The organism is Cellulosimicrobium sp. GQ32 (genome assembly GCF_059758455.1).
This window is the reverse complement of sequence record NZ_JCAXEP010000001.1, coordinates 388600-401844: the sequence shown is the minus strand read 5'-3', so window position 1 is coordinate 401844 and position 13245 is coordinate 388600. Positions and strand designations below refer to the sequence as shown.

The 13245-nt window shown below is 71.9% G+C and carries 12 protein-coding genes and 2 pseudogenes; 8 read left to right on the top strand and 6 right to left on the bottom strand.

The annotated features are described in order from the left end of the window. Positions 1-24: 24 nt before the first annotated feature. Complete coding sequence (locus AC6CH9_RS01635; RefSeq protein ID WP_498153344.1) at positions 25-918, bottom strand: glycerophosphodiester phosphodiesterase; 894 nt, start codon at positions 916-918, stop codon at positions 25-27. Positions 919-1028: 110 nt separating this feature from the next. Between AC6CH9_RS01635 and AC6CH9_RS01630 the strand changes: the two are divergent. The 5 genes and pseudogenes from AC6CH9_RS01630 to AC6CH9_RS01610 form a co-directional block, all read left to right on the top strand. Beyond that, positions 1029-1727: pseudogene (locus AC6CH9_RS01630) on the top strand (hypothetical protein); the annotation flags it as partial. Between the two features lie 283 nt (positions 1728-2010). Then, the gene (locus AC6CH9_RS01625; RefSeq protein WP_498153343.1) at positions 2011-2151 is read left to right on the top strand and encodes a hypothetical protein; all 141 of its coding nucleotides are present in this window, start codon (positions 2011-2013) and stop codon (positions 2149-2151) included. A gap of 85 nt (positions 2152-2236) precedes the next feature. Beyond that, positions 2237-2959, top strand: coding sequence for a DUF4913 domain-containing protein (locus tag AC6CH9_RS01620; protein ID WP_498153342.1), 723 nt, complete (start codon positions 2237-2239; stop codon positions 2957-2959). A 118-nt stretch (positions 2960-3077) separates the two neighbouring features. Next, positions 3078-3971 carry a hypothetical protein gene (locus tag AC6CH9_RS01615; RefSeq protein ID WP_498153341.1) on the top strand — a complete coding sequence of 298 codons (894 nt, stop codon included), beginning with the start codon at positions 3078-3080 and terminating at the stop codon, positions 3969-3971. Between the two features lie 934 nt (positions 3972-4905). Continuing rightward, a pseudogene (locus AC6CH9_RS01610) lies at positions 4906-5887 on the top strand (IS481 family transposase). Positions 5888-6119: 232 nt separating this feature from the next. On the opposite strand, the gene AC6CH9_RS01605 reads toward AC6CH9_RS01610, so the two are convergent. The 3 genes from AC6CH9_RS01605 to AC6CH9_RS01595 form a co-directional block, all read right to left on the bottom strand. Then, entirely contained in the window at positions 6120-6281 is a 162-nt protein-coding gene (locus AC6CH9_RS01605) for a hypothetical protein (protein WP_498153340.1), read from the bottom strand. A gap of 249 nt (positions 6282-6530) precedes the next feature. After that, a complete protein-coding gene (locus AC6CH9_RS01600) occupies positions 6531-7094 on the bottom strand; it encodes a TIGR03086 family metal-binding protein (RefSeq protein WP_498153339.1) in 564 nt (187 codons plus the stop codon). Between the two features lie 154 nt (positions 7095-7248). After that, positions 7249-8307: a 2,3-butanediol dehydrogenase gene (locus tag AC6CH9_RS01595; protein ID WP_400572952.1), complete on the bottom strand. Its 1059-nt coding sequence runs from the start codon at positions 8305-8307 to the stop codon at positions 7249-7251. A gap of 351 nt (positions 8308-8658) precedes the next feature. On the opposite strand from AC6CH9_RS01595, the gene AC6CH9_RS01590 reads away from it, so the two are divergent. After that, positions 8659-9804, top strand: coding sequence for a VanZ family protein (locus AC6CH9_RS01590; protein WP_498153338.1), 1146 nt, complete (start codon positions 8659-8661; stop codon positions 9802-9804). On the opposite strand, the gene AC6CH9_RS01585 is transcribed toward AC6CH9_RS01590, so the two are convergent. After that, positions 9791-9973: a hypothetical protein gene (locus AC6CH9_RS01585; RefSeq protein ID WP_498153337.1), complete on the bottom strand. Its 183-nt coding sequence runs from the start codon at positions 9971-9973 to the stop codon at positions 9791-9793. The genes AC6CH9_RS01590 and AC6CH9_RS01585 overlap by 14 nt on opposite strands. 209 nt (positions 9974-10182) lie before the next feature. On the opposite strand from AC6CH9_RS01585, the gene AC6CH9_RS01580 reads away from it, so the two are divergent. Then, a complete protein-coding gene (locus AC6CH9_RS01580) occupies positions 10183-11796 on the top strand; it encodes a class I SAM-dependent methyltransferase (protein ID WP_498153336.1) in 1614 nt (537 codons plus the stop codon). Positions 11797-11956: 160 nt separating this feature from the next. Further along, positions 11957-12553 (top strand): ASCH domain-containing protein, encoded by a 597-nt coding sequence (locus AC6CH9_RS01575; protein WP_498153335.1) that lies wholly within the window; start codon positions 11957-11959, stop codon positions 12551-12553. Between the two features lie 76 nt (positions 12554-12629). On the opposite strand, the gene AC6CH9_RS01570 is transcribed toward AC6CH9_RS01575, so the two are convergent. After that, on the bottom strand, positions 12630-13241 hold the full coding sequence (locus AC6CH9_RS01570; protein ID WP_498153334.1) for a pyridoxamine 5'-phosphate oxidase family protein: 612 nt from the start codon (positions 13239-13241) through the stop codon (positions 12630-12632). Between the last annotated feature and the right edge of the window lie 4 nt (positions 13242-13245).

Here is a 13245-nt window from a genome sequence, read left to right as displayed (position 1 = left end):
CACGCTAGGGCGACGGCGCGCGCTTCACCCGTCGAGAGCCGCCCGGGGGCCCGCCGGGACCGCGTCGGGTCGCGGGTCGGCCGACGCGTCCACCCGACCGTCGAACCGGGCGTCGAGCCAGCCGGCGAGCCGGTCGGGGCGGTCGGTCATGATGCCGTCGACGCCCTGGGTCAGGAGGTCGTCCCACTCGTCGGTCGTGTTCGCGGTCCAGACGTGCACGCGCAGCCCGGCGCCGTGGAGCGTCTCGACCAGGCCGGGCTCGTGGGCGAGGAGCGCGACCTCCGGGTTGCAGGCCACGACCCCCAGGTCCGCGCACACCTCGACGAGCTCGGCGAGGCTGTCCGGGTGCAGCGCGAGCAGCAGCGCACGGTCGAGGTGGCCCGCGGCGTCGCGCAGCGCCGCGACCGTGGGCGGCCAGAACGACTGCACGACCACCCGGTCCGCGATCCCCGCGTCGTCGATCTGCTGCGTCACGAGCACGACGTCCTCGACCGGCCACACGCCCTTGAGCTCGACGAGCAGCCCGATGCCCGGGTGCGCGACGGCGAACCGTGTGACCTCCGCGAACGTCGGGACGCGCTGGCCTGCGAACGCGCGCGAGAACGACGACCCGGCGTCGAGCGCCCGGACCTGGGACAGGGTGAGCCCGTCCACGCGGCCGGTCCCGTCCGTCGTCTCGTCGACCACGTCGTCGTGCAGCACGACCACCTGGCGGTCCGCCGTGAGGTGCACGTCGAGCTCGATCGCGTCGGCTCCCGCGCGCCACGCGGCCTCGAACGCCGCGAGCGTGTTCTGCGGCGCCACGGACGAGTTGCCGCGGTGCCCGACGACGAGCGGGCGGCCCCCGCGGTCGGCGGCGGGCCGGAGCAGGGGGGACGGGCGCCAGCCGACGGGTCGCGCGGGGGTGGTGGGCACCATGGCGTCAGTTTCGCGTACCTACGGGCGTCGTGCCACGCCCGGACCCACCGTTCGGGCTGGTCGACGGGACGTCGCCTGGCAAGGGTGCTCCGGGTGAGCGGACGTAATGTGTGCGGCGCAGGCATCAGAGGCGAGAAGCCCACCTGGTGGCGGAAACCGCCGAGCTATGTCACCGACGAGGTGCGCGCGGTCAAACCGGCCGAGCACTTCGCGCCCGGCTCGCGCGACCCCGGCGCGCGCACCGATGCCTACTTCGACCCGGCCGGCCAGGACCTCCTGGCTGGTCTCCTGCTCGCCGCGGCGCTCGACGCCCGGCCGATCACCGACGTCTACACCTGGCTCACGCGCCCCACGAACCAGGCCCCCGTCACGATCCTCACCGAGCACGGCTACACGCTGACCGCCGACCAGGTCGCCGGCATCATCGCCGCACCCGAGAAGCACCGCGGCGGCGTGTACGGCGCGGCGCAGCAGATGGCGTCCTGCCTCATCAACCGGCAGGTCGCGGCCTGGATCACCCCGCAGGGCCCGGCCGACACCCGGCCCCAGTTCAGCCCGGAAGAGTTCGTTCGTGCCGGGCTGCCGTCCGCGGCGGGGGAGTCGGCGCCAACGAAGCCCGGCACCCTGTACTCGCTGTCCAAGAAGGGCGTGGCACGGCCGGACCGCTCGTCACTGCGCTCACCGTCGCCGTCGTGGAGGCGGCCGAGGAACTGGCCGCGCAGTCCGCGGGCGGGCGCCTGGCGACCCCGCTCGTCGGCGTGCTCGACGAGGCCGCGAACGTGTGCCGCTGGCGCGAGCTGCCGAACCTCTCCTCGCACTACGGATCGCGCGGGATCGTCCTGGACACCGTGCTGCAGAGCTGGTCCCGACGCTCATCCGGACGGTCCCGTGGACGCCCGGTCCGCACCGCGAAGCCGTCGAGGCATCGATCGCCGCGAACGACCCGCAGGCGGGGCGCACCCTACGCGAAGCCCACGACGAGATCGCGACCGTCGCGGCCGCCACACTGTTCGAGGAGGCACCGTGAGCGACTGGGGCGCCGACGACTAAACGACGACGATCGAGGACCAGCCCGTCGACGTCCACGACGCGGTGGCGTCCAGTCAGCGCGCTCGCACGACGACCCGGCTCGACGACGCACGCGACGCCCTCGCGGACGCTGAGGGCGTCCTGCGCGTCGCCGAGGCCAAGGCCGCCACCGACTTCAAGGACGACGAGACGAAGGCGCCATAGCACCGCGGTCGCGGCAGCCGAGGACGTCGATAAGGCCTGCTGGGTCCTCGCCCGGCGTACCGCCGCGATCAGCGCACGGGAACGCGTGCTGCAGAACGCGGCCGCCGTGGTCCATCACGCCGACCAGGACCTCACCGACGCCTTCGACCAGGCACGGGCCGCCGTCGGGCACGCGAGCGACGAGGACGGTGCGTCGGCGCTCTACTACGGGTCGGTCGACGAGTTCGTGCGCGACTACCTGCGCAACGTCTACCGCCGCCACATCGTCGGCTGCGGCGAGCACCGGGTCTGGGCCGACGAGTGGTGGAAGGACGACGAAGCCGTGATCCGCCTCGAAGCGCACTGGCGCGCTTGGGAACACCTACGCCAAGACCCCGCCACCGGCATGAGCGTGTGGTGGCGCGACCACGCCGACCACCACATGGCCGTCCTGCTCGATCCCCAGGACGGTCCGTTCGGCCCCGTCGACGGGGAGCACGACCGCAACACCCCCCGGATCATCACTGCCCTACGCGGTACCCCCGGAAGGCATGCTCCCCGACGCGCGTACGAAATCGTTGCGGGGGGCGTCAAAGCCCTGATAGCCTCCCGCCGCAGGCACAAAGCAGTGTCGAGCAGGGGGAAAAATGCGCAACAAGGCCATTTCTACCACGCTCGCATTAGGGCTAGCACTAGGCGGCGCCGGTGCCGCGGTCGCGCAGGACCAACCGCGAGAAACCGCGGGGGTCGCAGCAGACAATCGGACCGACTGGGCCCCGTCCGGCTGCACCATGACGGACAAACATCTCACGTGGTCCATCTGGGGTGAGTACGAATCCGAGTACGAGCCGATCGCTCAATCTGCTATTTGGAGCTGGACCGGGTCCGGCACGCCCTTTACCGCCGCCCAAGACATCAATTCTGGTCCGTCAGACATCGGAGTTTGGGTGGAGAACTGGGGAGATACCGACTGGGCAGGGAGAGCGCCAGCATTTCAGAACTGCCCCGTTGACAACGTGATTCCCTGGCAAACAGTTCAAATCAATGCTTACGAGCACTTCGGTCGCACTGATCACAACAAGCGTAGCACAGTCGCCCACGAGATTGGCCACGCCATCGGACTGGCGCACCCCGGCTCACAGCACGAGAATACTCCTTGCGACTTTGTGGTCCTGATGAACCATTACTGGGCACCGCGCTCAGACTGTGACGTGTACTCGCCACAGACAGGGGACATGTACGGGGTGACGTGGATTTACGCCACAGTACCCGACTCGTTCGGGGCGGCGCTCAATGATTCGCCTGGGGATTTCCAGGGCGAAGCACGCGAGGACAACACGCCAGCGCCGACGAGTACTGCTGAAGCTTCAATTCTGGATTACACCGAAACCTATGACTCGCTCGAGGACCTGGAGTCGGCGGCCACTGACGTGGTGATTGTCAGGGCAACGGGTGAATCGCGGGTAGAGTACATCGGCGATCCTCCTCCCTGGGTAGATCCGCTCCCGTTCACAGTGGCAACAGTTCGAGTGGAAGCGGTGAACTCTGGCGATCTCAAGCCAGGGAAGGAGATCGAGATCCGGCAGTTCGGCGATGACTCGCAGTACGCTGTGAATGCCCCCGCTCTACTCAGCGCCGGGGAGAGCTACCTCGTGTATCTCAAGCCTTGGAGCCTCGACTCCACTGCGACTGGCCAGTACGTGTACGTGGGCGGTCAGGCGGCATGGGTAGTTGAGGACGGTGAAGCCGTGACCATCTCCGGCCAGACCGAACTCCCCGCTGCGCTGTCGATCGAGGGCACCTCCTCCAATACTCGCGTTGTCGAGCGCTCGAATTCATAGGAGCAGCACAGGGCTGGTGGGGCTGGACGAATCAGTTCGGCCCCACCAGCGTTATAACCGCCGCAGAGTGCCCACACTCAAGTGTCTGATCGACTTCGCAGAACAGTCTTGGGCCGTCCACCATGATGTCGACCACGGCGTCTCCGAGCGGAAAGTCGTTCGGAATCCGAACACGAGTGTCGATACCTCCGTCTTCGGTCGGTGAGACACTCTCGAACTTCACAACTTCGCCCGTCTGCGAAGATTGAACTCTAATCCAGTACGACGCCTGCTTTGTGAGTTCAGGGTCGCACGAACTGGTTGTATTGAGCCCGCTCGAGATGATATCGATCTCGTCGCCGGGGTGCGGGCCTGACGGCTCCACGGTTGGCGAGTTGGGCATACACGCTCCCGTCGATGACCCGCCTTCGATCATGGAGCAACCCGACACGAGGAGCGTACCCGCTACGAGGAGAGCAAGTCGTCGTGGTTGGCTTTGTTGCATAGTGCGAATACTGTCACATCCCGATGTGCCCGCGATTCGCTCTCGATCGAAGCCACCTCGCGCGAACCTCAACAACGATGGTCTGCACGAAGGATCCGTGATGTGCACGGCCTGGGTGAGCCGGAGCAGCTGGCGGATCATCGCGGCCTGCGCGACGGTTCCTTGCCCGCCGCGGGCCGCGCTCGCCAGGAGCATCGCCGCCCCCGAGATGGCGATCGTGCCGGCCTTGTCCGGGCGCACGGTGCGCCGGTGAGTCTGGGCCGAACGCGACAGCGCATCCGCGGCCGTGGCGAGGTCGCCGGGCGTCGCTTCGGTCGCCCTAGGTGTGATGTCCAGGGAGGTTGTCCGGATCCCGTGATGACGACACGGGGCCGGGTTACCGGATGACGAAGGCCTCCGGTTGTGAAGTGGAGCTGTCGAGGAACCGCTTCGCACCAACCGGAGGCCTTCGTGTCCCACGCTAATGCCCTGCTCACCCCGAAGACGCGCTTGCGGCTCGCGCTCCTCGGTCGTCGAGTCCGGATGGACATACTCGGCCGCGGCAAAGATGTTCATGGTCTCGGCCCGCACCGCGAAGAAATGGGCCGACCGGTATCGGGCCCAGGGCCTGGCCGGGATGACGGACCACAGCCCGACCCGCACGCCACCGCACCTGGTCAAGGCGATCGTGCGACTGAGATGGCGTCACCCCCTCGGACCCGTACAGATCGCCGGACGGCTGGGCATGCCGGCATCGACGGTCCATGCCGTCCTGGTCCGTTGCCGGATCAGCCGGCTGTGGCGCATCGACCGGGTCAGCGGTGAACCGCTGCGCCGCTACGAGCACGACCACCCCGGTGCGTTGATCCACGTCGACGTCACCAAGTTCGGCAACATCCCCGACGGCGGCGGGTGGCGCTACGTCGGGCGCCAGCAAGGCAAGCTCAACCGGGCTACCACCGCAGATCGCACGGGCAACCGCAACCCTGCCTACGCGCCTCAGCTCGGACGCGGCTACGTCCACACCGTCATCGACGACCACTCCCGGGTCGCCTACGCCGAGATCTGCCCGGACGAGAAAGCAGCGACAGCGATCGGGGTCCTCCAGCGCGCAGTGGCCTGGTTCGCCGCACGCGGCGTGCACGTGGAACGGGTCTTGTCGGACAACGGGTCTGCCGACAAGTCCTACGCCTGGGCGAACGCCTGCGCGGACCGGGGCATCATCGCGAAGAAGACCCGACCCTACCGACCGCAGACGAACGGGAAGGTCGAACGCTTTCATCGAACCCTCGCCGACGGGTGGGCCTACGCCCGGTTCTACACCTCAGAAGCCGAACGCCGCGCCGCCCTGCCCGGATGGCTCCACTTCTACAATCACCACAGGCTCCACAGCGCGATCGGCACCCAACCACCGATCAGCCGGCTGACCAACCTCCCTGGACATCACAGCTAGACCACGCGGCGAACGCGCCCGCGGTCTGGCGTGCGACGGTCGCCCACGTGTCCCGGTCCTCGACCGGGACCGACCGCAACCGGTCGACGAGCGCGCGCAGCTCGTCGTGCTGCTCGGCCCACATCTCTGGGTCCGGCTCGGTCGTCTCGCGACCCACGGATACGACCCGTCGGCCGCGCTTGGCGGCGTTACACTCGGCAGCCGCGTCGCTGGCGCCGGTCGGTGTGTCGGGCTACCCGTCACGCAGCCGGGGCAGGGACAGGTCGCGGGCGAGGTGACCGCCGCCGTACCAGATCGGTCGCTCGCCAGCCTGGGGCCGCTCTGCCACCGAGCAGTGCGTCACGACGTCCGTGCGACCGTCCGCGAACCGGGCCAGCAGCCCGGCGCGGCGCATGCGTCGCAGAATCTCGGCTTCGTCTGGCTCGTGCTGGCGCACCCGCGCTCTTGGAGTGCGAGCAGGTAGCGGGGCTGGTCGGTGCACTGCTCGGCAGCGGTGCGCGACCGTCGGTCCGCGCCCGGCAGTGCCACCCCGGGGGATGCGCGACAGTAGCCCGCACCGACTCCAGTTCCGCAAGGCACTGCTTCACCGCGAGTGCGTTGGGCGCGGCGGAAGCCCCGCGGACGGTCGTGGGGGCCGCGATGCTCAGCGGCGGCGGCCCGTGAGCGCGAGGAGGTGCGTGAGGTCGTCGGCGCCGTCGTCGACGTCGAGCGGTCCGCGGAACAGCGGGCCTGGCTCCAGGAACGTCGAGCGGGACTCCGCGTAGTGCAGCGCCCACGCGAGCAGCGCGGGCTCTCCCGTCTCGTCCGCCCCGACGGCGCGGGCGAGGTCCCAGGCGTGCACCACGAGGTCGAACGTCATCTGGGCGCAGTACTCCGCGCCCGACTCGTCGCCGTAGGACAGGTGCACGCGGCGGTCCAGGGCGTCGGGCGCGAGGAACGCCTCGCGGGCCTGGACGGACGCGTCGACCCACCGATCCACCGGGTCGTCGCCGAGCACGTCGCCCTCGAAGACGGCGCCGACGTCCTCGATCCAGCGCCCCGCGAGCAGCTCGGGCGCCCAGAGCTGCTCGGCCGTGAGGTGGTTGACGAGGTCGCGCACGGTCCAGTCGGCGTCCGGGGTGGGCAGCGACCACTGGTCGTCGCGCAGCGGGCGGACGAGCGCGTCGAACGCGCCGATCGCGTCGCCGTGGGCGGCGAGGACGTCCATGCGCACCTCCCGTGGCCTCGTGAGCCTCCACCGTGGCACGCCGGACCGCCCGCCGCAGGTCGAGCGCGGGCAGCCGGAGCGGCCCGCTCGTTCGACCTGGTCGAGCAGCGCGGCCCGCGGCCCCCGGGGACGGTGGGGGCCGCGGGCCGCCGTCTCACACCGACACGACGATCTTCACGTGGTCGTCCTTGTGGTCGATGAGCTCTCGGTACCCCTTCTCCACGACGTCCTCGACGGCGATGCGGCTCGTGACGAACGGGGCGAGGTCGACCTTGCCCTCCTGGACGAGCCGGATGACCGCCGGGTGGTCGTCCGCATACCCGATGGCGCCCTTGATGGTGAGCTCGCGCAGCAGCACCGTCATGACGTCGAGGGTCGGCGGCTCGGAGAACAGCGCGACGATCTGCAGCGTCCCGCCCGCCTTGAGCGCGTGGGTCAGGGTGTCGAGCACCGGCTGCGCGCCCGAGCACTCGATCGCCACGTCCGCGCCCCGGCCGTCGGTGAGCTCGAGGACGCGCGCGGCGACGTCGACCTCGCGCGGGTCGAGCACGTCGTCGGCCACCCCGGTCTCGAGGGCCTTGGCCTTGCGCGCCCCGCTCACCTCCGTGACGACCGCGCGCGCCCCGATCGCGTGCAGCACGGCGCACGTGAGCAGGCCGATCGGCCCCGCGCCGCCGACGAGCACGGTGTCGCCCGCCTTGGCACCGGACAGCCGGACCCCGTGGTACGCGACCGCGAGCGGCTCGATGAGCGCCGCCTGGTCCAGCGGGACGTCGCCGACGGGGTGCACCCACCGCCGCTCGACGACGATGTGCTCGGACAGCCCGCCGCCCCGCCCGGAGATGCCGATGAACCCCATCTTCACGCACGCGTTGTAGAGGCCGTCGCGGCACGGCGGGCACTCGCCGCACACCATGAACGGCTCGACGACGACCGCGTCCCCGACCGCGAGCCCCTCGACGCCCTCGCCGAGCTCCTCGACGACCCCGGAGAACTCGTGGCCGAAGACGACGGGCAGCGTCTCGCCCGACAGCGGGTGCGGCTGGGTCTCCGACGGCGCCGGCGGGAACGGGCCCTCGAGGTAGAGGTGGAGGTCGGACCCGCAGATCCCCGTCCACGCGGGCCGGATCTTCACGGTCCCCGGCCGGGTCTCGGGCTCCGGGACGTCCTCGATCCGGAGGTCTTCCTTGCCGTGGTACCGCGCCGCCTTCATCGTCCTCACCTCGTCCGTCGGGCCGCGCGCACCGCTCGGTGCGCGGCGGGCGATCCCCGGACCGGTCCTCGGTGAGACCTCGGCGGACCGTGGCGACCGACCGCACCTCCACGGTAGGTCGGCGCTCTGCCTCCACGCCGCGCCGAAGGTCCTCTCCGGCGGGGCCGGTCGTCGCCGGTGCTCGCCCGGGAGCCTGGGAGCGAGGTGCCGGAGCGAGGTGCCGGAGCGCGCCGGAGCGAGGTGTCGCGACGAGACGCCGGTGCGCGGTGCGGGGGGAGCCGACCCGATACTGGAGCGCGTGACGAGTACCCGCACCCGCCGACCTGTCCCCGAGCTCGTCGGGGGGCGCGCGTGATCGACCGGTGGACATGGCCCGCGTACGTCGGCGTGATCGGCGGTGCGCTGCTCTTCGCGGCGTTCCTCGTACCCGCGCTCGCGTGGCAGTCGCGCCGGTACGGCGGGCTGAGCGGCCGGCGCCTGGTCGGTGCCGCGGCCGTCGCCGTCTACGGGGTGGCCCTCGTCGCGTACACGCTCCTGCCGCTCCCGAGCGGGGACCTCGCCGAGTGGTGCGCCCAGTACGGTGTCGCCGGCGCCGAGCTCGTGCCGTTCCACTCGCTCGCCGACATCCGTCGCGACACCGCGGGCCTCGGCCCCGGCGCGACCCTGCGCAGCGCGGCCGTGCTCCAGGTCGTGTTCAACGTCGTGCTGTTCGTCCCGTGGGGACTCCTCGTGCGGCGCTACCTCGGGCGCGGCGTCGTCGTCGCGACGCTCTCCGGGCTGGCTGCGTCGGTGCTCATCGAGACCACGCAGTACACCGGCATCTTCGGGCTCATCCCGTGCTCGTACCGGGTCGCCGACGTGGACGACGTGCTGACCAACACGCTCGGCGCGCTCCTCGGGGCGCTCGCGGCCCCGCTCCTGCTGCGGTGGATGCCGCGCGCGGCGGAGCTCGAGGCGCGCCGCGAGGAGGCGCGGGCGGTGACCGTCTGGCGCCGCTGGCTGGGGATGCTGCTCGACGCGCTGCTCGTCACCGCGCTGGGCGTCGTGCTCCAGGTGGCCTACCGCACGGTGCTCTTCGCGCTCGGGCAGACCCTCCCTGACGGGTCGGACCGGCCGCAGTGGCTGCTCGGCACGCTGGTCCCGTTCGTGCTCGTGTTCGTGGTGCCGACGTTCCTCGGCAGCGGCGCGTCCTGGGGGCAGCGGACCGTGTGGCTCGCGCCGCGCTGGGGAGGCCGTCCCGGCACGACGGCGCAGCGCGTCGTCCGCGCGGCGGCCGGAGGCGCGCTGTGGGGAGCGCTGGGTCTGCTCGCCGACCTGCCGGCGGACGTCCCGACGGCGCTCGCGGTCGCGGGCGACGTGGCCGCGCCGGTCGCGTGGCTGTTCGCCGTGGTCTCGGTCGTGGCGGTCCCGTTCACGCGCGGACGGCGTGGGCTCTCCGGGGTGGTGTCCGGCGCGGAGGTCGTCGACGCCCGGGAGGCGGCGCTCAGTCCTGCGTGAGGAGCCCGATGGTCAGGGCGATCGCGCCCCAGACCACGAGGCCCCCACCGACGGCGATGGCCATCCCGTTCGCCCCGGTGGAGCCGGCCCGGCGCGCGCCGCGGGCGGCCGTCGCGGCGATCGCGAGGCCGGACACGACGAGCACAGCCCCTGCCACGATCCAGAACATCGCGGACACCGTCCCATACGTCCCCTGTGCTCCGCATCGTGAACGGGTGTCCAGGAGTGGCGGATCGGGGAGCGCTCAGACGCGTGCGCCGCGCCGACCAGCGGATTCTCCGCGCGCCCGGCTTCACGGAGAGCGAACACGCGCGACGGGGCGGGACCGAGCCGTGAGACGGGTTGCGCCGAGGCGCGGTCACCCCGCACGGTGTGCGGGTGCACCCGACCCCCGACGGCCCGCCCGTCCGCCGCGTCCTGTTCCCGGGGCGTCACCACGTCGTCACGCGCTACCAGGTCGACTACCTGCGGGCCCTGCGCGCCGGGCTCGTGCGCGACCTCGACGGGCGCCGCGTGCGCTGCGCCCCGGACGTCGAGGTCGTCTGGGTCGTCACGTCCGCGAACCACGCGGGCACGCGCCGCAACCCGCTGCCGGGCCACCGCCGCGAGGCGCTCGTCGAGAACGTGACGACCCGGGAGGGGCTCGCGTCCGTCGTCGTGCCGGTGCCCGACGTCGCGCCGGACGACCGGTTCGCGCACCTCGTCGTGACGAGCGTCGCGACGGCGACCGGGATCGCGCCCGACCCCGCCGACACCGTCGTCGCGTGCTCGACCCCGGCGCTCGTCGACGCCTACCGCGCGCTCGGCTACCGCGTCGCGGGCGTGGAGCTCGATGCCGCCGAGCCCGGCGGCGAGCCGCCCGCCCGGCCGTGGGACGTCGTCGAGCAGATCGCCGCGGGCGACGAGCGCTGGCGGGACGTCGCGCACCCGGCCGTGCCCGAGTTCTACGCGCGCTACCGGTTCGTCGAGGACGTGCGGCGGATCTTCGCCGACCCGGTCGTCTCCGGCGACGGCGACCTCACCTCCACGCGCGACTACCGCACGTACGCCGCCGCGTTCGAGGACGCGTCGGCGCGCAAGTGGGCCCAGGTGGCGCCGCACGTGCGGCCCGGACGGATCGTCGACATCGGGTGCGCGACAGGTGGCCTCCTGGAGCACGTCGCGCGCGAGCCGCGCCTGCACGAGTCGGACCTGTTCGGGGTCGACGTCGCGCGGCACCTCGTCGCCGAGGCCGAGCACAAGAAGGCGCAGGGCGCGTTCGCGAACCCGCACGTCTGGTTCGTGCAGGCCAACATCCTCGACCGGTCCGTGATGCCCGACGCGACCGTCGACACGACCCTGACGATCGCCCTCACGCACGAGGTCTCGTCGTACGGGGCGGGCGTGCACGACGTCGAGACCTTCGCGCGCCGCGTCCACGCCCACACCCGACCCGGGGGCGTGTGGATCAACTCGGACGTGTGCGGCCCCGCCGAGCCGGACCGCGTCGTCGTGCTCACGCTGCGGACCGACGACGGCGCCGCGGCCACCGGGGACGGGCCCGGTGGGGCACGCACGGACCTCGACGGCCTCGCGCGCGCGGACGTCGCCTCCTGGGTCGGGGCGCTGTCCACCGACGCGCGCCTGGTCCAGTTCGCGCACGACTTCCCCCGCCTGTCCGGTGCGGCGTTCGCGCCCGAGCGCCTGGCGCCGGGGTCGTGGCGGCTCACGCTGCGCGAGGCCATGGAGTTCCTCACCCGCAAGGACTACGTCGACAACTGGCTGTCCGAGTGCCACGAGCGGTTCTGCGACCTCAGCGGCCAGCGGTGGGCGGACCTGCTCGCGGACGCCGGCTTCGAGCTCGAGCCGGGCAGCGGGGCGTGGCGCAACGAGTGGGTCGTCGAGCACGCCCTCGCGCCCGTCGCCGCGCTGCACGACGCCGCGACCGGCGAGCCCGTCGACTGGCCCGACACCCACGTCCTCACCGTCGCGCGCCGCCCCGAGCTCGCCTGACCGGTCCCCGAGACCCGACCCCGCCGAGGTAGAGCCCTGGTACGCCGAGGTAGAGCCCTGGTACGGCGAGGTAGAGGCCTGGTCATGACCACGCCTCTACCTCGCGTGACCGGGGCTCTACCTCGGGAGATCGGGGTGGCGTCGTCGTACGCTCGGAGGCGTGCTCCTCGACGCCCGCACGCTGCGCGGCCTCCAGGACGGGACGGTGACCCTCGCGTTCCGCCGCTGGACGACGCCGCGCGTGAGGGTCGGGACGCTCCAGCGGACGCGGATCGGGGTCGTCGAGGTGACGTCGGTCGAGCGCGTACCCACCGGCGCGGACGGCGAGCCGCTGGTGTCCGACGCCGAGGCGCGGCTCGCGGGGATGGCCTCGCCCGAGCGCGTGCTCGCGCGAGGCGCGGAGCGCGAGGGCGACCTGTACCGCGTGGGGATCCGGCTCGCGGGGCCCGACCCGCGCGTCGCGCTGCGCGAGGACGCCGACCTGGACGCGGCCGCCGTCGAGCAGATCCGCGCGGCCCTGGACCGCAAGGACCGCGCCGCCGCCGCGCCGTGGACCCGGCAGTACCTCGAGCTGGTCGCGGCGAACGAGGGCGTCGTCGCGCGCGAGCTCGCCGCCGGGCTGGGGATGGCGCGCGACGACTTCAAGGTGCGCGTGCGCCGGCTCAAGGAGCTCGGCCTCACCGAGAGCCTCGACGTCGGCTACCGCCTCTCGCCGCGCGGGCGGGCCTACCTCGACGCGACGACGCCCGGCGTCTGACGCACCAGCGGGTCGTCGGCGCCTGCTCGCGCAATCGGGCGACGACGCGCCGGCAGGTGGCGGACGCCTCGACCCGTCAGCGAGAGGTCGCGCTCGACCGCGACGACGTGCTGACGGGCTCGACGGGCTCGACGGTCTCGCCGATCGCTGGGAGGCCGTCGATGCTCGTGGAGTTCTTGGTGACCCGGTAGTCATCGAGCTGCTCGGGCGTCTTGCGACCGGCCCAGCGGTCGAGCAGGTCGCGGTCCTCGACGAGCTCGAGGTGCGGGACGGAGAACCCGCACGAGTCGGAGACGCGCGTGACGTCCACGACGACGATCCCGCGCTGTCCGGCGGTCTCCGTCTTGGCGAAGTGCTCGCGCAGGGAGTCGAACTCCGCGCTCCCGGCCTCGACGTACCGGCCGGTGCCGTGGAACCGGACGATGTTGGGCGGCCCGGCGAACGCGCAGAACATCACGACGATGCGGCCGTTCTCCCGCAGGTGCGCGGGAGCCTCCGCGCCCGAGCCGGTGTAGTCGAGGTAGGCGACGCGGTGCGGCGAGAGCACGACGAACGTGCCCGCCATGCCCTTGGGCGAGACGTTGACGTGGCCGTCCGGTGCGAGCGGGGCGGTGCCGACGAAGAACACCGGCTGGGCGAGGACGAACGATGCCAGCCGGTCGGTGATCTCTGCGTGCACGGTGCCCATGAGG